A 20,322-nucleotide genomic window follows, 5' to 3' on the forward strand; every position below is an offset into this window, starting at 1 on the left:
CCCCTTCGCCGGCCAGGCCGGCTCCTGCAGGTTCGCTCAATGGTGGTGTGCAGGGGCGCAACAGCCCCGTCAGAACAACCCCATCTGCCGATCGATCAGGGTGCTGAAGTCATCCCCCACAAACGGCAGTATCGCATCGGCCACCGGCTGCAGCTGCCGGGTCAGGTAATGCTCGTAGTCGATGCCGTTGCGCCGGTTTTCCAAAGGCTCGGGCCCGGCCAGGGTCATCACGTAGCTGATCCACCCGCCATTCTGGTACTGGCGTGGCCGCCCCTGGCTGTCGTTGAACTCGTCGGCCATGCGCGCCGCCCGCACATGCGGCGGCACGTTGCGCTGGTAGTCGTCCAGGGGCCGGCGCAGGCGTTTGCGGTAGACCAGCTGATCGTCCAGCTCGCCGGCCAGGGTGCGCTGCACGTAGTCCTTCACATAGGCCTGGTGCGGCCTGCGCTCGAAAATGCGCTGGTACAGCTCCTGCTGAAAGTGCTGGGCCAGCGGCGACCAGTCGGTGCGCACGGCCTCCAGGCCCTTGTAGACCATCTCGTCGGGCCCGCCCTCGCGGTGTACCAGGCCCGCATAGCGCTTCTTGCTGCCCTCCTCGGCACCGCGGATGGTGGGCATCAGAAAGCGCTTGTAGTGGGTTTCGTACTGCAGCTCCAGCGCACTGTCCAGGCCGTACTCATCGCGCAGGTGCTCGCGCCACCACTGGTTGACCTGCTGCACCAGGGCACGCCCGATCTCCCCCGCCTGCGCCTCGTCATGGGCCCGCTTGAGCCACACGAAGGTCGAGTCGGTATCGCCGTAGATCACCGTGTAGCCCTGGGCCTCGATCAGCTCGCGGGTGCGGCGCATGATCGCGTGCCCGCGCATTGTGATCGACGACGCCAGGCGCGGGTCGAAAAAGCGGCAGCCACTGGAACCAAGCACCCCGTAGAAGGCGTTCATGATGATCTTCAGCGCCTGCGACAGCGGCGCATTGTGTTCGCGCTTGGCCTGCTCGCGGCCCTGCCACACGCGCTCGACGATGGCCGGCAGGCAATGCCGTGTGCGCGAGAAGCGTGCGCCGCGAAAACCCGGCACCGAGTGTTCGTCATCCGGTTCGCGCAGGCCCTCGACCAGGCCGATGGGGTCGATCAGGAAGGTGCGGATGATCGACGGGTACAGGCTCTTGTAGTCCAGCACCAGCACCGACTCGTACAGGCCGGGGCGCGAATCCATCACGAAGCCGCCGGGGCTGGCCTCGTCCGGGCGCCCGCCCAGGCTTGGGGCGACGAAGCCCTGGCGGTGCATCAGCGGTATGTACAGGTGACAGAACGCCGCCACCGAACCGCCGCTGCGGTCGGCCGGCAGGCCGGTGACCGTGGCGCGTTCGAGCAGAAAGGTCAGCAGCTCGGTCCTGGCGAAGATGCGCGTGACCAGCTCGCAGTCCTTGAGGTTGTAGCGCGCCAGGGCCGGCTTGTCCTCGGCGAACATGCGGTTGATTTCGTCCATGCGCTGGTACGGCGTATCGATGGCCTTGCCTTCGCCGAGCAGGGTCTGGGCGACGTTCTCCAGGCTGAACGAGGGGAAGCTCCAGGTCGCCGACCGCAGCGCCTCGATGCCGTCGATGATCAGGCGCCCGGCAGCGGCGGCAAAAAAGTGCGTGCGGCTGCCGTGCTCGCGCCACTCCATCACCTCGCCGCCGCGCCCCAGGCGCAGCGGCACCTGCAACTGCTGGGCATGGGCGTGCAGCACGCGCAGGTCGAACTGCACCAGGTTCCAGCCGATGATCGCGTCGGGGTCGTGCCGGGCCATCCAGTCGTTCAGGCGCTCCAGCAGCTGGGCACGGCTGGCGCAGTACTCCAGGTCGAAGTCCACGCCATTGGCGTCGCCGTTGGCCGGGCCGAGCATGTACACCTGGCGCTGGCCACAACCTTCCAGGGCAATCGAATACAGCTCGCCGCGCTCGGTGGTCTCGATGTCCAGCGACACCAGGCGCAGGTTCGGCCGGTAGTCCGGGGCCGGCTTGAGCTGGGCGTCGAGTAGCAGGCCGTCGGCATCGGGGCGGCCGCTGAACGTCACCGGGGCAGTGATGAAGCGCTCCATCAGGTAGCGCTCGGGCGGGCGGATGTCGGCTTCCAGCAGGTCGACGCCCGCGGCGCGCAGGCGTTTTTCCAGCTGCATCAGCTGGCGATGCTGGCGGCAGTACAGGCCCAGCACCGGTCGGTGGCGGAAGTCGCACAGCGCCAGCTCGCGCAGCTCGACGTCGCGTTCGGTGCGCAGCACCGCCTCGACATGGGCACGCTGGGTGGCGGCGACGAACGCCACCGACGTCTGCACGGGCAGGCGCAACTGGCGCGGGCCCTGGTCGGTCGCCAGCCAGAACTCCACGCATGTGCCCTCTGGCGTATCCCGCCAGTGCCGGGTCAGGACAAAGCCCTGTTGAACCTCCACCGCTGCAACCTCGTACCCCTGTCAATGCGCCGATTCTACCTGATAGTGCCGGGCTTACCCGGCATTGCGCCGCCCCAGCGGAAAACCGTGCCGGTGCGAACGCAGGGTCAGGGTCAACGCCAGCCCCACCAGCGCCAGCAGCAGCCACGGGAAACTCTGCACGCCCCAGTGGCTCAGCAGCACGCCGCCCACCAGCCCGGCCACGGCGATGGCCAGGTTCCACACGGTGACGATCATCGACTGCGCCACGTCCGCGCCCTCGCCCGCCGCATCGGCACTGGCGGTCTGCAGCAGGGTGCCGGCGCCGCCGAAGCTCAGGCCCCACAGCGCCACACTGAAGTACACCAGCAGCGGCGCACCGGTAGCCAGGCCCAGCAGCACCGACGCCACGCCGAAACCGACCAGGCTGCCCAGCACCAGCCGGCGCAGGTGGCGGTCGATCAGCACGCCCACCACGCCAATCCCCACCAGCGCGGCGCAGCCGAACAGCAGCAGTACCGGGCCGGTGCTGCCGGCCATGCCGCCGGCCTGCAGAAACGGCACGATGTAGGTGTACAGCACGTTGTGCGCCAGCACCCAGGTGAAGATCACCGCCAGCACCGCGCTCACCCCGGGGGTGGCCAGCACCTGGCCGATGGCGGCACGCCGGCCGGCCGGCAGGCCGTCGAAGTCCGGCACGCTGAGCAGCACCCAGCCCATCAGCACCAGGGTCGCCAGCGACACCAGCACGAAGGTGCTGCGCCAGCCCAGCAGGTCGCCCAGCCAGGTGCCCGCCGGCACCCCCAGCGACAGCGCCAGGGGCGCGCCGATCATGGCCACCGCCATCGCCCGACCCTGCTGGCTCACGCTGACCATGCGCCGTGCGTACCCGGCGATCACGCCCCACGCAAGGCCGGCCGCCACCCCGCACATGAAGCGCGCCGCCAGGGTCAGGCTGTAGTGCTCGGACACCGCCGTCACCGTGTTGAACACGCCGAAGCCGAGCACCGCCAGCATCAGCACCCTGCGTCGGCGCCAGCCCTGGGTCAGGGTCACCAGCGGGATCGCCGCCAGCAGCGAGCCCAGCGCATAGGCCGTGACCAGTTGCCCGGCCATCGCCTCGCTGACCTGCAGGCCGCTGGCGATGTGCCCCAGCAGGCCGGCCGGCAGGGTCTCGGTGAGAATCGCGATAAAGCCGGCCATCGACAACGCCAGCAGGCCGGACAACGGGAACGCCGGTTCGGCCTCCACCCCTGCTGCGGCCTGGGCCGGGCAACTGCTCTGGGACATGGTGCAAACTCCTGAAATAAAAAAGTGACTGCACGGTAATCCTTCCCGCCACTGCGGAAAAAGACGGGTAGAATTCCGCACAATCCGGACACACCTGTCCGCAATCGGAGAACGACCATGGACAGCCTCAGCGGCTTCGTGGTGTTTGTGAAAGTGGCCGAAACCCGCAGTTTCGTGGCCGCCGGCAAGGCCCTGGGGGTCAGCGCCTCGGCGGTGGGCAAGCGCGTGGCGCGGCTGGAGAGCCGGCTGGCGGTACGCCTGTTCCACCGCAGCACCCGCAGCATCACCCTCACTGCCGAGGGCGCGCTGTTTCTGGAGCGCAGCCGGCGCATCCTGGCCGAAATCGAAGCCACCGAAGCCGAGCTGTCCCAGGCCAGCCAGGCCCCGCGCGGCAAGCTGCGGGTGAGCCTGCCCCAGGTCAGCAGCATGATCGTGCCGCTGCTCAGCGACTTCATCGGGCAGTACCCGCAGATCGAACTGGACCTGGACTTCAGCGACCGCATGGTGGATATCGTCGGCGAAGGTTTCGACGTGGTATTGCGGGCCGGCGAACCCTCCGATTCGCGTCTCAATGCCCGCCGCCTGGGCGACTTCCGGCATGTGCTGGTGGGCTCGCCGGCCTACTTCGCCGAGCACGGCACACCGCGCCATCCCCGCGAGCTGGCCCGTCACGCCGGGCTGCACTACCGCTTCCTGACCACCGGCAAACTCCAGCGCTGGCCACTGCGCCGCGCCGACAACGGCGCCGACCACGAGGTGCCGGTGTCGATGGTGTGCAACCACCTGGAAACACGCATCTGCTTTGCCATGCGCGGCCACGGTATCGCCTGCCTGCCGGACTTCACCATCACCCAGCAACTGGAACGCGGCGAATTGGTGACGGTACTGGATGAACACCTGGACCACGGCGGTTGTCTGTACCTGTTGTGGCCATCGGGGCGACAGATGTCGCCCAAGCTGCGGGTATTCATCGACTTCATGGAGCAACGGCTGTTTGCCCCGGTGCCGCCAACCGCTAGAATGCCGACCCAGGAGCCCCACCCAACCATGGATAGCCGGATACCGACATGACCAGCGCTGCCCTTTTTTCGCGGATGGAACGTTAACGTGTTTTCTGCCTGTCGCTACATCAGCCTGCTCTGTCTGCTGCCCGCCCTGGCCCTGGCCGATGAGGTGCGCATCGACCCCCACGCCGACCTGCTGTACCGCCAGGCCCTGCCGTTTCTGGAGCAGGCCGATGCACGCAGCCGTGCCCTGCCACTGACCCCCGAGCCCGGCGACCAGGAGCTGATCGGCGAGGTCGAGGCGCTGGGGCGCATCCTGGAACCGGCGGTGGCGCTGCTGCGCAAGGCGGCCGAACTCGACCACCCGGTGGCGCAGTACCGCCTGGCGCTGTTCTACATCACCTACCTGCCGCAGAACGACATCGCCAGGTCCGCCTGCCCGCTGCTCGAAGCCAGCATTCGCCAGGGCTTCGCCCCGGCCGCCCTGGGCATCACCACCTGGTGCCCGGCCTTCAGCGACAGCGCCGACTACCGCCAGGCGCTGGAACGCATACCGCTGAACAACACCCTGTACGCCCCCTATTACCCGCAGCCGGCGGTGCGCCTGGAATGCAATCGCCAGCAGCCCCAGGGGCTGAACATGCAGTGGGGGCGCCAGCGTGACTTCCAGGCCGAGGTCTACCGCCTGCTGGGCACCATCGACCCGGGCCAGCGCCTTACCTACTACCAGAAGGCCGTCGACATCAATGGCTGCCTGCCGGCGCAGCGACGCCTCACCAGCCAGCGCTGAAGTACGCGGGCACCGCAAGATCGTACAAGGCAAGCGCCCACGGCTCTGGCATCCTGTGCAACCGACCCCAAGCGTGTGTTGTCATGTCCCGTTCTGCCGTTGCCCGCACTGCCTACATCCAAGGCTCGATCGCCTGCCTGCCGCTGTCGCTGGCGGTGGCCCCCTGGGGGCTGCTGGCCGGTTCCATGGCCATCGAGGCCAACCTCACCCCGCTCGAAGGCCAGGGCCTGTCGGCCATCGTGTTCGCCGGCGCCGCGCAACTGGTGGCCATCGGCATGCTCAAGGGCGGCGCCAACCTGTTCTCGATCCTGCTCACCACCCTGCTGCTGACCTCCCAGCACCTGCTGTACGGCCTGTCGATGCGCCCGGTGATCGCCGACCTGCCGCTGCGCTGGCGGCTGGGCCTGGGCTTTCTGCTGACCGACGAATTCTTCGCCCTCACCAGCCAGTACGACCGCCAGCAGTTCAACCGCTGGTACGCGCTGGGCGTGGGCCTGACCTTCTACATTGCCTGGAACCTGTTCACCCTGGCCGGCATCGTGCTGGGGCGCAACATCCCGCACCTGGACCAGCTGGGCCTGGACTTCTCCATCGTCGCCACCTTCGTGGCGCTGATAGCGCCGCTGGTACGCAACCTGGCCACCGTGGTGTGCGTGGCCGTGGCCCTGTTCAGCTCGGTGCTGTTCAGCTACTGGCACTGGGAAACCGCGCTGGTGCTGGCCGGGCTGCTGGGCATGAGCGCAGGCTTCATCTGCCAGAAACTGACCGGAGCACGCACATGATCATGCTGCTGATCGTTGCCATGGGCCTGCTGGTGTTTCTCAACCGCTACGCCTTTCTCGAACCCCGCCTGCCGTTGCGCCTGAGTTCCAATGCGCGGCAGTTCCTGGGGTTTGCCGTGCCGGGCATGCTCACCGCCATCTGCGGGCCGATCGTGTTCATGCCTGACCACCAGCTCGACCTGAGCCTGGCCAACCCCTACCTGCTGGGCGCGGTCGTGGCCGTCGTGCTGGTGCTGTGGACCCGCAGCGTGCTGCTGAGCATGTTGCTGAGCATGGGGTTGTTCTTCGTGCTGCGCTGGTGGTTGAACGGCGCCCCATGAAAACCGTGCTGCGTGAACAGACCCGCCTGTGGCAGGCCCAGGCGCTGGGCGACATCGAGATGCTGCATGCGCGCTACGTGCAGCAGCGCTTCGCCCCGCATGTGCACGAAGGCTACGTGATCACCATCATCGAGTCCGGTGCACAGCGCTTCTGGCACCGTGGCAGCGAGCACCTGGCGCCCGAGGGCAGCATGGTGCTGATCAACCCGGATGAGCTGCACACCGGTGCCAAGGCGCATGCCCATGGCTGGCGCTACCGTGGCTACTACCCCGAGCAGGAGCGCATCACCTCGGTGCTGGACGAGCTGGAGCTCAAGCGCGGCGGCCTGCCCATCTTCAAGGCCAGCGTGCTGCACGACCCGCAGCTGGCGCGTGCCTTCAGTGGCTTGCACAGCCTGGCCGAGCATGGCGCCAGTGCGCTGGAGCAGCAGACCGCCTGGCGCGAGGCGGTGTTGCTGCTGGTGCAGCGTCATGCCGGGGCGCGCGAGGCGCGGGCACCGGGGCAGGAGCCGCAGTCGGTGGCCAGGGCCAAGGAGCTGATGGAAAGCCGGCTGGCCTACCCGCCGTCGCTGGAGGAGTTGGCGGTAGCGGTGGGGTTGTCGCCGTTTCATTTTGCCCGGGTGTTTCGCCAGGCTACCGGCCTGCCGCCGCATGCCTGGCTCAAGCAGCGCCGGCTGAGCCGTGCGCGGGAACTGCTCAAGGCTGATTGCCTGCCGTTCAACGTTGCGTTTGCGCTGGGGTATTCGGACCAGAGTCATCTGAACCGGCAATTCAAGCAGGCGTACGGCGTGACGCCGGGGGAGTATCGGCGGGCGTGTTCGATGTAAGGTGCCGGGCTGCCCCCACGACCTGGAGCCAATGCAGGAGCCGGCCTTGCCGGCGAAGGGGTCAGCCCCTCACCCATGCACCCAGCGCCGATGCAGCCCTCGCGCCAGTGCATCCAGCATGAAGCCCAGCACCCCGATCACCAGCACCATCGCCATCAGCTCCGAGTACGCCAGCCGGTCGCGGGTATCCAGAATGAAATACCCCAGCCCCGCACTCACCCCGAGCATCTCGCACGGCACCAGCACGATCCACAATATGCCGATGGCCAGCCGCACGCCGGTCAGCACATGCCCCACCACCCCCGGCAGGATCACCTTGCGCAAGGTCTCCCAGCGCGTGGCGCTCAGGCTGCGGCTCAACTGCAACCAGCGCGGGTCGAGCTGACGCACACCCGCCGCCGTGTTGAGCAAGATCGGCCACAACGCGGCAAATGCCAGCAGGAAGTAGATCGGCGCATCACCCACCCCCATCAGCATCACCACCACCGGCATCCACGACAGCGGCGAGATCATGCGCAGGAACTGGAACGCCGGGGTGGTCGCCGCGTCCAGGCGCCGGTAGCTGCCCACCAGCAAGCCCAGCGGCACGCCCACCAGCAACGCCAGCACCAACCCCACCAGAATGCGCTTGAGGCTCACCGCCACATGCTCGTACAGCTCGGCATGCCCCAAAAGCTCCAGCAGGCTGGCAAAGGTGGCCTGCGGCGCAAACCGCAAGGCCAGCCCGTCACCGCCGAACAGCACGATCCCACCCCACCACAGCAACAACAGCACCAGCAGCCCGGCGATACCCAGGGCTGCGTGTTTGACTGGCTTGACCATCAGACCGCGAACTCCTCGCTGCGCTCGAAGCTGTCGGGCAAGCCGAAGGCCTTGAGCCCGCCAACGGCACCGATGGCGTTGCGCACGAAGCGGTCATCCACCAGGTCGCGGGCGGTCTGTTGCGGGTCCAGTGCGGCCAGGAAGCCCTTGTCGCCTTCGATCAGTGTGTCCTTGAGGCGGCGCACCAGTTCCTCGGTGTAGCTGGGGAACGGGTACGGCTGGAAGTCGATGCGCTGCTCGTCCCACTGCGCATGCCGGATCGCCCCGCTCTGCACATACTGTTCGCGGCTGTCGGCAGCCGGCGTGAGCACCCGGCCCAGCACCTCGGGGGCATGCGGGGTGTAGCGGTTGGCACCGCTCTTGGACAGAATCTGCGCCGCCTCGGCGCGGTGGTCGCGGGTCCACAGCTGGGCCTTGACGATGGCGTTGACCACCTTCTGCGACCACTCGGGGCGGTTGTTCAGGTCGTGCTCGTGCATGAACACCACGCAGCACGCATGGTTGCGCCACACGTCCCCGGTAAAGCGCTGCACGCGCCCGACCTTGAGTTCCTCGGCCAGGGCATTGAACGGCTCGGCGACGATGTAGCCGGCAATGCGCTTGCTGGCCAACGCCGGCGGCATGTCCGAAGGCGGCAGCACCACCAGGTTGACCTCGTTGGCCGCCACCGCAGCCGTCGCCGCCCGCGACACCGGCTGCAAGCCGTTATCACGGAACAGTTGCTGCACCACCACGTTGTGAATGGAGTACCAGAACGGGATAGCCACCGTCTTGCCGCCCAGCTGCTTCACCTCGGTGATGTCCGGGGCCACGGTCAGCCCCGAGCCGCCCACGTGGTTCCAGGCCACCACCTTGGCCGGCACCTTGCTGCCGTAACGCGCCCATACGGTCATCGGCGACAGCAGGTGGATCACGTTGACCTGCCCGGAAATGAACGCCTCGATCACCTGCGCCCAGCTGCGCAGCAGCACCGGGCGCTCGGCCTTGATGCCCTCGGCCTCGAACAGGCCGTTGTTGTGCGCCACCAGCAGCGGCGTGGCGTCGGTGATCGGCAGGTAGCCGATGCGCACCGGCGCATCCGGCTCGGCGGCGGCACGCGCCTGCAGGCTGCTCAGCAGCGGCATCGCACCGGCGGCACTGAGCACCGCGCTGAGTTTGAGAAAATCACGACGAGTGTGGGTGAAGTCGTCCAGGCACATGGGCAGTCTCCGACGGCGTAGGCAAAGAATCGGTTGGGGAAGTGTGGGTGCGGCTCGCCCGCCGAAGGGTCTTGAGAATCTCGATGCGCAACGCGCCCAGTGCCTCGACCTGCTGCTCACGCGGGTGCGCCAGGTCGATGGGCCATTGGCCGAGGGTCCGCGCCGGGTGGTCGCCCAGTAGCAGGATGCGGTCGGACAACAGCAGGGCCTCGTCGATATCGTGGGTGATCAGCACCGCAGCGGTGCCGTGTTCGGCGATCACGCTCAGCAGCAGTTGCTGCATGTCGGCGCGGGTCACTTCGTCCAGCGCGCCAAAGGGCTCGTCCAGCAGCAGTACATGGGGCTGGCGCGCCAGGCAGCGCGCCAGCGCGGTGCGCTGGGCCATGCCGCCGGACAACTGCGCCGGGTAATGCTGGCGTGCATGCTGCAGGCCCACGGCGGCAATCGCATGGTCGATGCGCGCCTCGCGCTCGGCCTTGGCCAAACGCGGCTGGCGAGCGAAATCCAGGCCGAAGGCGACGTTGCTTTCCAGGCTCAGCCAGGGCAGCAGGCTGGGGTCCTGGAACGCCACCGCCACCCGTGGATGCGGGCCGTCCAGCGGCTCGCCGAGCAGGCTCACGCGACCATCGCGCGCCGCCTGCAAGCCGGCCAGTACCCGCAGCAGGCTGGACTTGCCCACCCCGCTAGGGCCCAGGATCGACACCACTTCGCCCGGCGCCAGGTCCAGGTCGAAGCCTTCGAGCAGGGTTTGCCAGCCCTGTTCGCGTGCGTAGCCCAGGCTGATACCGCGGGCCTGCAGTACCACCTTGCTCATGCTGCGCGTGCCTGGCGTTGCAGCTCGGCGCGCAGTTGCACCAGGCTCGGGGTCACGATCGGCACGAACGCCGACTCGCGCCAGCGCCGCGCAAAGCCTGCGCCGTACTCGCTCAGGTAGGCCTTGCCGCCGCTGGCCTGCAGCTCCAGTTGCAGCGCCTCGCCAACGATCTCGGCCAGGCTGATGCGCACCTTGAACAGCGACGCCGGGTTGCCCAGGAAGCGCCCGTCGAGCAGGCCGGCCTTGAGCTCGCTCACCACATCGGCCAGCAGCTCGCGCTGCGCCTCGAGGGTTTCAGCCAGCACCGAACGCACCCCCTGCAGGTGCCCCTGCGCTTCCTGCAAGGCGCGCCGCGCCAGGCCGATGGCCATGCCGCACTGCAGGCCCAGGAACGCCGGGCGCACCGCCGGCAGGAACTGCCGGGCATCCTCATGCAGCAGCCAGTCGCGGCCCAGGGCCACCTGATCGAAATCCAGCGCGGCGGTATTGCTCGACTGCAGGCCCATCAGTTGCAGGTCGGGGGAGCGCTGCACCCCCGCGATGCCGTCGGGGATCGCCACCACGAACGGTGCACCGCCTTCGGCGCGGTCGATGGCGGCGGCCACCACGAAGCCGCCCTTGCGCAGGTTGGTGACCCAGTGCAGGCGCCCGTTGAGCGCCCAGCCCTGCTCGCCGCGCGCCGTGGCGCTGACCTGCAGCGACTCGATGCCGGACAGAAACTTCATTGCGTTGGAGAGCCCGGTGGCACCGGCCAGCTCACCGCTGAGCAACGACGGCAGCAGGCGCTCGCGCAGGGCGCTGTTGGGGCTGTGCAGCAGGTATTCGATAAAGGCCCGCTGGCCCCAGAACACGAAGGCGGCGGCCAGCGAATAGCTGGCAACGCTGGCCACGGTTTCCACGGCGTCGGCCACACTGGCGCCGCTGCCGCCCTGACGCGGGTCCACACCCACACCCAGCACCTTGGCTGCGGCCAGTTGCCCCAGCACCTGCTGCGGATCGCACCGGCCCTGGTCGAGCGCCTCGGCATTGGCCTCCAGCCAGTGCTGCAATACGGGATCAAGCATGTTCTTTCCTCCTTAGAACAGGGCGCCAGCCACACACTGGCGCCACGGGGCTCACTGAGCGTCGGCCTGCCAGCGATACTTGGCCAGCTCGTCATTGAGCGGCGTGCGCGCAAACACGTTGGCGAAATTGCACAGCGTGGCCAGGCTCACCCCCAGGATAACTTCCAGGGCATGGCCTTCGGTGTAACCGGCCTCGCGAAACTCAGCGTAGGTGGCATCGCTCACATTGCCACGGGTGGCAATCACTTCGCGGGCAAACTTGGCCAGGGTTTCGAGCCTGGGCGATGGTAACTCGCCGCGCGCACGCAGGGCCTGCACCACTTCTTCGGGCAGCTTGGCCTTGTTCAGCGCCACCGCCGTATGGCCGGCCACGCAGAAGTCGCAGCCGTGCTGGGTGGCGGCAATCAGCTGCACCACTTCGCGCTCGGCCAGGCTCAGCTCGGCCTTGCCATTGAGCGCCGAAACCGTCACATAGGTTTCCAGCGCGGCCGGCGCGTTGGCCAGCACGCCCAGCAGGTTGGGAATGAAGCCGGAATTCTTCTGCGCGTTCTCCAGGAACGGGCGCGCGGCTTCCGGGGCGCTTTGCACGGTGTGTAGAGTGATGCGTGACATGGCGTGGTCTCCTGCATACTGAAGGTGTTCGCCAAGTCTGTTGGTTATAAGAAAACCGATCCATATTCTACAGTCGCGATTACTTGCTCCTGAGTGTTTCCATTAGATGATTTCTTCCAGCGTTTTGGTCGATTGGTTATTAGAGCGTCTGGAACTGGACGCCAGCCTGTTCCATGTGGGGCGCTACTGCGGTGGCTGGCACGCCAGCACCCAGGGCCTGGCCCGGGCCAGCTTTCATGTGGTGGTGCAGGGCCACTGCTGGCTGCACATCGACGGCCAGCCCGAGCCGCAGCGGCTGGAGGCCGGCGAGGCGGTGTTCCTGCTGCGCGACCTGCCCTATCGCCTGTCCGACAGCGCCGACAGCGACACCGCGCGCTGCCAGCCGCGCATCCCGATGCAGGCGCTCGACAGCCAGGCGGCGGATGGCGTGGGGCTGGTGTGCGGGTTCTTTCACTTCCAGCCGGGGCTGTCGTCGCTGATGGCCGAGTCGCTGGCCGACTGGATCATCCTGCGCACCGGCGACCCGTCGCTGCAGGCGGCGCGGGCGCTGTTCGAGCTGATCCTGGAGGAATGCCAGCGCACCCCCGCACCCTCCTCCACCCTGCTGGAGCGCCTGAGCCAGTTGCTGTTCTTGTACGTGCTGCGCCAGCAGGTGAGCGACAACCAGGACCTTGGCGGCCTGGTCGCCCTGGCCCGTCACCCGGCGTTCGCCCCGCTGCTGGAGCAGTTGATCGAACACCCCGAACAGCCCTGGTCGCTGGAGAGCATGGCCGCCTGCACAGGGCTGTCGCGCTCGGCCTTCTTCAAGCGTTTCAACGAGCTGGCCGGCCAGTCGCCCGGCCAGGTGCTGCTGGCGCTGCGCATGCGTCACGCCTGCCAGTTGCTCAAGGCCAACAACACCGTCGAACAGGTCTGCGCAGCGGTGGGCTACCAGTCCATCGCCGCCTTCACCCGGGCGTTCGGCAAGGCCATCGGCGTGCAGCCCGGCGCCTACCGCCGCCAGCACGAGGGCCGCTGAAACAAAGGCTGTGCGGTAATCGAACAGAACCCGTCGTCGCCCCCTAAAGTCATGCGCCGCGCCTCCGATAGCAGCCTACCCACCGCACAGAGTGGGGGTATTTTTTACTGCCAGGAGTAATGCCCGCATGCTTGCCGACCTCAAGATCCGCACCGGAATGTTCTGGGTGCTGCTGCTGTTCAGCGCCACCCTGCTGTTTTCCACCGTCAGCGCCTGGCGGGCGGCGGTGGGCAGCGACGCGCAAATCAACGAGCTGGACCAGACCGCCCAGCAGTCCGACCGCCTCAACAACGCGCTGCTGATGGCGATTCGCGCCAGTGCCAACGTGTCGTCGGGCTTTATCGAGCAGCAAGGCGGCCACCTCGACAGTGCCAAGGCGCGCCTGGCCATGTCGCAAAAGCTGCTGGGCGACAGCCAGGCGCTGGTCGACGCCTTCGTCACCAACACCCATGAGCCGGCGCAAAAGGCCCTGGCCCAGGACCTGCAGCGCACCTTCGCCGACTACGCCAACGCCGTGGCCGGGCAGCGCGCCGCCACGCTCAAGGGCTCGCTGGACGACTACTTCACCGTCAACGTGGATGCCGGCAACGCCATGCGTGCCCTGCAGGCGCTGCGCCAGCAACTGGTGGCTGCCCTGGCCGAGCGCAGCCGGCAGATCATGGCCGAGTCCGACCAGCGCCTGGCCACGGCCCAGTGGCTGAGCGTGCTGCTGGGGCTGTTGACCCTGGTGCTGGCCGCCGTGTGCTGGGCCTTTATCGTCGCCCGTGTGCTGCGCCCGCTGCGCGAGGCCGGCGTGCATTTTCAGCGCATTGCCGGGGGCGACCTGAGCGTGCCGGTGACGGTACGCAGCCACAACGAGATCGGCCAGCTGTTCGCCGAACTGGAGCGCATGCAACACAGCCAGCGCGATACCCTGGGGCAGATCACCGCCTGCGCCACGCAGCTGTCCAGCGCCGCCCAGGCCCTGGACAGCGTGACCGAGCAGAGCACCCAGAGCCTGCGCCAGCAGGACCAGGAGCTGGAACAGGCCGCCACGGCGGTTACCGAGATGACCACGGCGGTCGAGGAAGTGGCGCGCAATGCGGTGTCCACCTCCCAGGCGGCCAGTGCCTCCAATGCCTTGGCCGAACAGAGCCGCCAGCAGGTGGCCGACAACATCGACGGTACCCAGGCCATGGCTCGTGAAGTGGCGATCAGCGGCGAGCGCCTGCAACAGCTGGCTGTGCAGATTCGCGAGATAGGCACGGTGCTGGAGGTGATCCGTTCGGTGTCGGAGCAGACCAACCTGCTGGCGCTCAATGCCGCCATCGAGGCGGCGCGTGCCGGCGAGGCCGGGCGCGGGTTTGCGGTGGTGGCCGATGAGGTCAGGACCCTGGCCTACCGCACGCAGCAATCGACCCAGGAAATCGAGCAGATGATCAACAGCGTGCAACAGGGCACCCAGGCGGCGGTGGACTCGATGCAGGCCAGTACCGGCCGCGCGCAGTCCACGCTGGGCATCACCCAGGCGTCAGGCCAGGTGCTGGAGGGCATCTACACGGCCATCGGCCAGATCAACGAGCGCAACCTGGTGATTGCCAGCGCGGCAGAGGAGCAGGCCCAGGTGGCCCGCGAGGTGGATCGCAACCTGCTGAACATTCGTGAATTGTCGGGCCGCTCGGCGGCGGGCGCCGAGCAGACCCGCGTCGCCAGCAATGCGCTGTCGCAGCTGGCCACGCAACTGACCACGCTGGTCACGCGTTTTATCGTCTGAGGTGCGGCGCCGGTTCGCCGGCAAAGCCGGCGCCTACAGGGCACCGCGCCCCTTCAGAACCACTCCCGACGCTCCTCGAACGCGGCCCGGATCATGGTCACCAGCACCTGCACCAACGCCGCCTGCGCCGCACGCTCATGCACCGCCAGCCACACCGTGCGGCGCATCGGCGCCTCCAGCAACCCCGGCAATGCCAGCAGGCCACGGTCCAGCTGCGCCGCATAATGCGGCAGCAAGCCGATGCACGCGCTGCACTTGATCAACTGGCTGAACAGGTCGTAGCCCGGCACCCGCGTCACCCCCGCCTCGCGCTCGCTCAACAGGCGGTTCCACGGCGCCAGCGCCGCCACCTGGGCCTCGCCCTGCCACTGCACAAGCATGTAGTCGCGCAGGTCGTCCCGGCACACCGGCCGGTTGCTCTCGCGCGAATAGCGCTTGGCAATGTGCGGGTGATACTCCAGCTGCGCCAGGCGCGTCGGCGCCTCGCCGGCAAACCCCGGCAGCGGCACGCTGCCCGCCTCATCATCGAGCCACAGCACCACATCGGCCTGCGCCAATCCCTGTGCATCCAGGCCGCTGACGTCCAGGCGGATCCCGGCGTTCTGGCGCACGAAGGCCACCAGGTTGCGCGCCAGAATGTCCTGCATGATCGGCTCGGCCACCGCCAGGCGCACCAGCACCGGCGCATCCAGCGCGGTCATGGCCTGTGGCTTGCTGCTCAGGCTCGACTGCAGCAACGCCTGCAACTGGCGCCCCTCACGGCTGAGCACCAGGGCATGGCCGCGGTTGACGAACAATGGATACCCCACCCGCGCTTCCAGCTGCGCCAGCTTCTTGCGCAACAGGGTGGACTTGAGGTTGAGGCTGCGCGCAGCCTGCATGAAGCAGCCGCACCGCGCACTGGCCAGAAAACAGCTGAGCATCTGCTCGTCCTGCACCCAGCCCAGCCCGGCCCGCACCTTGGCCAGCGGCTCGGCCGGCGGATAATCGGGCACGTAGTGCGGCATATCGAACATCGGCATCCTCGCCTCCTGCCGGGCCCCGGCCAGGGCCCGCTCTTCCTTGATCGACGCCGCCTAGCGGCTGGCGTCCATGACCTGATTGAGCGCAGCGCCATCGATACTCAGCGTCGCGCTGTTGACCATGCCGTCCACGTAGGCCCGGGCCACCTGTTCCTGGCGCTGGGCGCGCAACAGGTCACGCAGGCTGTCGCGCACCTCGTCCAGGCTGGCCACACGCGGCGGCTGCACCTCGATGAGCTTGACGATGTGAAAGCCCGCCGCACTCTGCAATGGCTCGCTCACCGCCCCTTCCTTGAGCTGCGGCACCGCATCGCGCACCTGCGGCAGCAACTGGCTCAGCGGCTGCAAACCACTGTCGCCGCCACGCTGCGCACTCTCGCGGTCCTGCGAGTTGGCCCTGGCCAGCGCGGCAAAGTCGGCATTGGCAGCCTGGGCCTGCTTGCTCAGGGCCAGCGCCTGCTTGCGCACGCGCGCCACCGACTGCTCGTCCGGCACCGCCAGGAAGATCTGGCTCAGGTGATAGCGCGTGGGCAGTTGCAGACTGGCCTTGCCGTTCTCGTAGGCCGCCTGCAGTTCAGCCTCGCTGGGGTAGTCGGCCGGTACCTGGCTGACCGAGTTCAGGTAGTCGCGCAGCACGATCTGCTCCACCACCGCATGGGTCTGCGCCTGCACATCGGGACGCTCCGACCAGCCCTGGGCCTGGGCCTGCTGGTACAGCGCCTTTTCCGCCAGGCGCGAGCGAATCCAGCCCTCCAGGGCCTGGCGATTGCCGCTCAGTTCCTCGCGCGCCGGCGCCGGCAGCTTGGCGAACAGCGCCTTGAGCTCCTCGACGCTGACCTGCTGGTCGCCCAGGCGCGCCAGCGCCGGCCCCGCATCGCTCGCCACAGCGGCAACCGCCGGCGCTTTCGCGCTGGCTGCCACCGGGTCATCCCCCGTGCGCAGTGCCAACACCACTGCCACGCCCAGAACGGCCAGCGCGCCCGCGCCGGCCCACAGCGTACGTCGAGTCACGAAGCGCTCACCGCTTCAGCCCCGGCCACCGCCTCGTCCTGCACCTGGGCCACGTTGCGGCTGTAGTCGCGCAGGTACACGATGAACTCCTGCAGCAGGCGGTCCCACAGCACCAGGCTGCCCAGCAGGTGCTTGTGGCTGACGCCGTCGGCCACCATCACGTCCATCTCCATCACCAGGAACTCGCCCTGCACCGACAGCCGCGCGAAGCGGCGCGACACGTTCCAGCGTTCGGCCAGCCCGGCCGGCAGCTCGCCCTGGATGCGCAGGGCGCAGCTGTAGGTGAAGTCGAGGAACTCGCCCTCGCGCTCGGCACGGTTGCCAAAGCGCACCGCATAGCCCACGCCCTGGCTGGCACTGAGCAGTTGCACCACGGCATTCTGCTCGCTGCGATTGACTCGGCAACCTGCATCCTGCAACAGGGTGGTCAGAGAGTCGGCGCTGACGGTTTCGATCAGTTGGTTGTCGCTCATGGCTTCGCTTCCTTGTGTCAATTGACTTGCGGTTTGCTGCCGCCCTGCGCGGCATCGAACTGGGTCTGGTACAGCTGATCGCCGTAGGCCTGGGCAAGTTCCTCGAACTTCACCCGGGCGCCCCCGGCAAAGGGTTGGCGCATCTTCATCACATCCGCCACATCGATCTTTTCGTAGGCCGCAAGAATCCCCTTGGCGACCCCGTACATCTGCTGATTCTTTGCCGAACACGCCAGCACCTGCTGCTCGCGCTCGGCCAGGCTGGCGGCCAGGCGCGCACGCTCGGCTTCCTTGGCCTTGGCCATGCCCAGCAGCTCGTCGTAGGCCTGCTTGTACTTGCCCAGTTGCGCGTTGCTGCTGGCCACCAGCGCCTGCGCCTGGCCGTGCAGGGCCTGCTGCTGGCCCAGCAGCTGCTCGGCCTGGCCACGGGCCTGGGCCAGTTGCGCGGTCAGTTGCTGCACCTGGGCCTGGGCCGCATCGCGTTGCTGCTCGGCGCTCTGGCGCGCCGCCGAAGCCTGCGCCTGTTCGCTCTGCAGCGCCTGCAACTGCTGGGTGGTACTGCGCAGCTGGGTGCGCAGGCGCTCTTCCATGCCTTCGGCCGCAGCCGCCCCCGCCCAGCTCACGCCCAACGCCACCAGCAGGTACGAACAACAGGCCCGATAGGCTCGCTTGTTCATGCTCTTTCTCCCTGTGCGCGCCTGCTAGAAGCGCGTGTTGACTTCAAGTTGTAGCACATCGATATCGAACGGCGCGCCGTAGACCGCCTCGGTACTCATCCAGCGCGCCGTGGCGTACACGTTCTGGTCCAGGCCGTAGTTGGCACCGAGGATGTAGCCCTTGGCGTTGGTGCCGCCCAGGTGGAACGAGGAATCGTTGAAGCCGTCGGGCAAGGCATCGGGCTGGATGTGCTTGTAGCCGGCGAACAGGTTCCAGTCGCCCTGCTTTTTCAGCTCCAGCGCGTTGCCCAGGGTGAACTGCACCATCCACGCATTGGCACCGCTCTTGATGTTGCCGTCGCTGTCGAGGTTGTTGGCCAACTGGCCGGCCGAACGCTTGCGCATCTCGCCTTCGTCGTAGGCCAGGTTGTGGATGTAGTTGGCCTGGCTGCGCAGCTTGAAGTCGTGCGGCAGCTCGGTGTCCCATACCGCGTTCAGGTCCAGCAGGTTGAACTCCGACGCCAGCCCCACGAACTGCGGCTGCGGGGTGGCGGCCGGGTTGGCCGGGTTGGGCGTGATGTCGCGCAGCAGGAACAGCGTGTTGCCCTTCTGCATGAAGGTCGGGCGGCTGCCGTCACTGTCGCAGCCGGGGTCGCCGTTCCACGGCTCGCATGCCCCGGAGCGCTCGCCGGCAATGTCGTCGAAGCGGTAGTAGGCCAGCGCGCCCTTGAGCCGGTTGCTGTCGTTGATCTGCCAGTTGGCGCCCAACTGCGCGCCGTACAGCCACTTGTTGTCGCTGCTTTCCTTGTCCAGCCCGTTGCTGCTGGCGGTGTCGGCGCTGTACTCCACCGGGAACGCGCCGAGGGTCCCGAACAGGCTCAGGCTGTCGCTCAGCGGCTGGTTGAACAGGGCCGCCACGCCGTCGAAGTTGAGGTCGTTGGAATACAGCATGTCGGTGGACATGAACGGGTTGGCGATACGCCCGCCGGTCAGGGTCACGCGCTCGCTCGCCACCCAGCTCAGGTAGCCCTGGTCGAGCCACAGGTCCTTCTTGCCGAAGCCGCCGCCCAGGGTCTGGGTGGTGGACACCGGGCCGTTGTCGCTGCCGGTGCCGATGCGGATACCCGCCGTCCAGCTCGGCGACAGCACCGCCTTCAGGCCCAGGCGCGCGCGCAGGCGCAGCAGGTTCTCGCGGTCTTCGCGGGTATTGAGCAGCGGCGGCAGGTTGCGCCCGTTGTTGGGGTTGACGTCGTAGGGGCCGTCGGCGTTGAGCTTGGCGAAATCGATGATCTGGTTGCTGTTGTTGCCCGAGAAGTAGCGCGACTCGTCGCGCAGGCGCACGTCGCCATCGAAGCTGATGCGCGAGGCCCAGTCGGGGAACGTGTTGGGCGCGGCCCAGTTCTCCTGCCTGGCCTGGGCCATCACCTCGGCCTTGACCTCGTCGCGGATCTGGTCGCGCACGATGGCCGGCACATACTGCACGCGCACCTCGCCATTGGCCGCCGGCACCGCCGCCACGCTGGCGCGGGCCTGCACCGCCTCGCTTTCGGCCTGGTCGATCAGGGCCTGGGCCTGGTCCTGCTTGAGCACACCCTGCTGCACCAGCAGGCGGATCAGGTTGATCGTCGCGTTCTGCGACGGCGCCGGGGTCTGCGCCACGGCCGGACCGACCGCCGCGGCGACCACCAGGCCGACTGCCAGGGTCAATCGGTTCACTGAGCACATCATGGATTTACCGCTCCTGTTGGTAAGTCGTGCGTCGTAGGGATCGGGCGCCGGGTTCATCCGCGGCGCCCCTGCAAGGCGATGCGCACCGGCAGGGTCAGGCTCGCCGGCGGGCGCTGGGTCATGGCCGGGGCGGCGCGCAATGCGGCCAGCACCTGGGCGTCCACCGCGGCATCGCCGCTGGAGCGCACCAGCTCGACGCGGGTCACCTCGCCGGTTTCGCTGAGCCAAACATCGCCCTGCAGGTTGAAGGTCAGGTTGCGCAGCTCGGGGTTGTCGCGCAGCAGGCGCTGGAAGGCATACGCCAGGAACTGGCCGTAGCTGCCGCTACCCAGCCCGCCACCGCCGCCGGCCATGCCGCCGCCCTTGCCGGCACCGATGTTGAAAGCGTCCCCGCCCGCCTGTGCATCGCCGTCGATCTGCATCGGGTTGGCCATGTCATCGGCCGGGCTCGGCGGCGCCTCCTCGGCCGGCTTGACCTCCTCGGCCTCGGGCACCGGCTGCGGCTCGACAATCTTTTCTTCCACGGGCGGCTCCGGTTCCTTGGGGGGCTCGGGGGGCGGCGGCGGTGGGGGTGGCGGCAGCGGAATGATCGCGGGGATCTTCGGTGCCTCGCGGCGCACCCCGCTCATGTCGTTGGCCCACTGCCACAGCAACCAGGCCAGGCCCGCGCCCACCAGTGCCACGACGCCCCACTTGAGCAGGCGCCGGCTATCGAACTTCTGGTTCAT

At 67.9% G+C, this 20,322-nt stretch carries 20 protein-coding genes; 7 read left to right on the forward strand and 13 right to left on the reverse strand.

The window, feature by feature from the left end:
• Nucleotides 1-69: 69 nt before the first annotated feature.
• Entirely contained in the window at nucleotides 70-2,430 is a 2,361-nt protein-coding gene (locus N0B28_RS15475; protein WP_275727309.1) for a DNA polymerase II, read from the reverse strand.
• A gap of 54 nt (nucleotides 2,431-2,484) precedes the next feature.
• Nucleotides 2,485-3,699 (reverse strand): MFS transporter, encoded by a 1,215-nt coding sequence (locus N0B28_RS15480; protein WP_116054556.1) that lies wholly within the window; start codon nucleotides 3,697-3,699, stop codon nucleotides 2,485-2,487.
• 117 nt (nucleotides 3,700-3,816) lie between these two features.
• On the opposite strand from N0B28_RS15480, the gene N0B28_RS15485 reads away from it, so the two are divergent.
• The 5 genes from N0B28_RS15485 to N0B28_RS15505 all read left to right on the forward strand — a co-directional run bounded on the left by N0B28_RS15485 (nucleotide 3,817) and on the right by N0B28_RS15505 (nucleotide 7,422).
• Nucleotides 3,817-4,770, forward strand: coding sequence for a LysR family transcriptional regulator (locus N0B28_RS15485; RefSeq protein ID WP_078480214.1), 954 nt, complete (start codon nucleotides 3,817-3,819; stop codon nucleotides 4,768-4,770).
• Nucleotides 4,771-4,806: 36 nt separating this feature from the next.
• Nucleotides 4,807-5,493: a hypothetical protein gene (locus N0B28_RS15490; protein WP_043860192.1), complete on the forward strand. Its 687-nt coding sequence runs from the start codon at nucleotides 4,807-4,809 to the stop codon at nucleotides 5,491-5,493.
• A gap of 83 nt (nucleotides 5,494-5,576) precedes the next feature.
• A complete protein-coding gene (locus N0B28_RS15495; protein ID WP_043860191.1) occupies nucleotides 5,577-6,275 on the forward strand; it encodes an AzlC family ABC transporter permease in 699 nt (232 codons plus the stop codon).
• Nucleotides 6,272-6,595 (forward strand): AzlD domain-containing protein, encoded by a 324-nt coding sequence (locus N0B28_RS15500; RefSeq protein WP_054916070.1) that lies wholly within the window; start codon nucleotides 6,272-6,274, stop codon nucleotides 6,593-6,595. Before N0B28_RS15495 ends, N0B28_RS15500 begins: the two co-directional genes overlap by 4 nt.
• The gene (locus tag N0B28_RS15505) at nucleotides 6,592-7,422 is read left to right on the forward strand and encodes an AraC family transcriptional regulator (RefSeq protein WP_043860189.1); all 831 of its coding nucleotides are present in this window, start codon (nucleotides 6,592-6,594) and stop codon (nucleotides 7,420-7,422) included. Before N0B28_RS15500 ends, N0B28_RS15505 begins: the two co-directional genes overlap by 4 nt.
• Before the next feature lie 69 nt (nucleotides 7,423-7,491).
• Here the strand turns inward: N0B28_RS15505 and N0B28_RS15510 are convergent, their stop codons facing one another.
• From N0B28_RS15510 to N0B28_RS15530, 5 genes are read right to left on the reverse strand one after another with little or no spacing between them, the layout of a single operon-like run.
• Nucleotides 7,492-8,244: an ABC transporter permease gene (locus tag N0B28_RS15510; RefSeq protein WP_054916072.1), complete on the reverse strand. Its 753-nt coding sequence runs from the start codon at nucleotides 8,242-8,244 to the stop codon at nucleotides 7,492-7,494.
• Nucleotides 8,244-9,443, reverse strand: a complete 1,200-nt coding sequence (locus tag N0B28_RS15515) for an ABC transporter substrate-binding protein (protein WP_088515433.1) — start codon at nucleotides 9,441-9,443, stop codon at nucleotides 8,244-8,246. The genes N0B28_RS15510 and N0B28_RS15515 overlap by 1 nt, the downstream gene beginning before the upstream one ends.
• Entirely contained in the window at nucleotides 9,409-10,257 is an 849-nt protein-coding gene (locus N0B28_RS15520) for an ABC transporter ATP-binding protein (RefSeq protein ID WP_043860186.1), read from the reverse strand. The genes N0B28_RS15515 and N0B28_RS15520 overlap by 35 nt, the downstream gene beginning before the upstream one ends.
• Nucleotides 10,254-11,321, reverse strand: coding sequence for an acyl-CoA dehydrogenase family protein (locus N0B28_RS15525; RefSeq protein ID WP_229589295.1), 1,068 nt, complete (start codon nucleotides 11,319-11,321; stop codon nucleotides 10,254-10,256). The genes N0B28_RS15520 and N0B28_RS15525 overlap by 4 nt, the downstream gene beginning before the upstream one ends.
• Nucleotides 11,322-11,372: 51 nt before the next feature.
• Nucleotides 11,373-11,933, reverse strand: coding sequence for a carboxymuconolactone decarboxylase family protein (locus N0B28_RS15530; protein ID WP_043860184.1), 561 nt, complete (start codon nucleotides 11,931-11,933; stop codon nucleotides 11,373-11,375).
• 106 nt (nucleotides 11,934-12,039) lie between these two features.
• Between N0B28_RS15530 and N0B28_RS15535 the strand changes: the two genes are divergently transcribed.
• Nucleotides 12,040-12,951, forward strand: coding sequence for an AraC family transcriptional regulator (locus tag N0B28_RS15535; protein WP_043860183.1), 912 nt, complete (start codon nucleotides 12,040-12,042; stop codon nucleotides 12,949-12,951).
• A gap of 127 nt (nucleotides 12,952-13,078) precedes the next feature.
• Nucleotides 13,079-14,704, forward strand: coding sequence for a methyl-accepting chemotaxis protein (locus N0B28_RS15540; protein WP_236176847.1), 1,626 nt, complete (start codon nucleotides 13,079-13,081; stop codon nucleotides 14,702-14,704).
• Nucleotides 14,705-14,757: 53 nt separating this feature from the next.
• Here N0B28_RS15540 and N0B28_RS15545 read toward each other — a convergent pair whose 3' ends face one another.
• The 6 genes from N0B28_RS15545 to N0B28_RS15570 are packed head-to-tail and all read right to left on the reverse strand — an operon-like array spanning nucleotide 14,758 to nucleotide 20,322.
• Complete coding sequence (locus N0B28_RS15545; protein ID WP_078480219.1) at nucleotides 14,758-15,726, reverse strand: LysR family transcriptional regulator; 969 nt, start codon at nucleotides 15,724-15,726, stop codon at nucleotides 14,758-14,760.
• A 54-nt stretch (nucleotides 15,727-15,780) separates the two neighbouring features.
• The gene (locus tag N0B28_RS15550; RefSeq protein WP_275727322.1) at nucleotides 15,781-16,737 is read right to left on the reverse strand and encodes a peptidylprolyl isomerase; all 957 of its coding nucleotides are present in this window, start codon (nucleotides 16,735-16,737) and stop codon (nucleotides 15,781-15,783) included.
• Complete coding sequence (locus tag N0B28_RS15555; RefSeq protein WP_043860180.1) at nucleotides 16,734-17,210, reverse strand: YbjN domain-containing protein; 477 nt, start codon at nucleotides 17,208-17,210, stop codon at nucleotides 16,734-16,736. Before N0B28_RS15555 ends, N0B28_RS15550 begins: the two co-directional genes overlap by 4 nt.
• Before the next feature lie 17 nt (nucleotides 17,211-17,227).
• Nucleotides 17,228-17,887 carry a DNA repair protein gene (locus N0B28_RS15560; protein WP_275727325.1) on the reverse strand — a complete coding sequence of 220 codons (660 nt, stop codon included), beginning with the start codon at nucleotides 17,885-17,887 and terminating at the stop codon, nucleotides 17,228-17,230.
• Nucleotides 17,888-17,911: 24 nt separating this feature from the next.
• Nucleotides 17,912-19,594 carry a putative porin gene (locus N0B28_RS15565; protein WP_054916077.1) on the reverse strand — a complete coding sequence of 561 codons (1,683 nt, stop codon included), beginning with the start codon at nucleotides 19,592-19,594 and terminating at the stop codon, nucleotides 17,912-17,914.
• Between the two features lie 53 nt (nucleotides 19,595-19,647).
• Nucleotides 19,648-20,322, reverse strand: a complete 675-nt coding sequence (locus N0B28_RS15570; protein ID WP_240619904.1) for an energy transducer TonB — start codon at nucleotides 20,320-20,322, stop codon at nucleotides 19,648-19,650.

Source organism: Pseudomonas sp. SD17-1, from assembly GCF_029201585.1.
Taxonomy (GTDB): domain Bacteria; phylum Pseudomonadota; class Gammaproteobacteria; order Pseudomonadales; family Pseudomonadaceae; genus Aquipseudomonas; species Aquipseudomonas palmensis.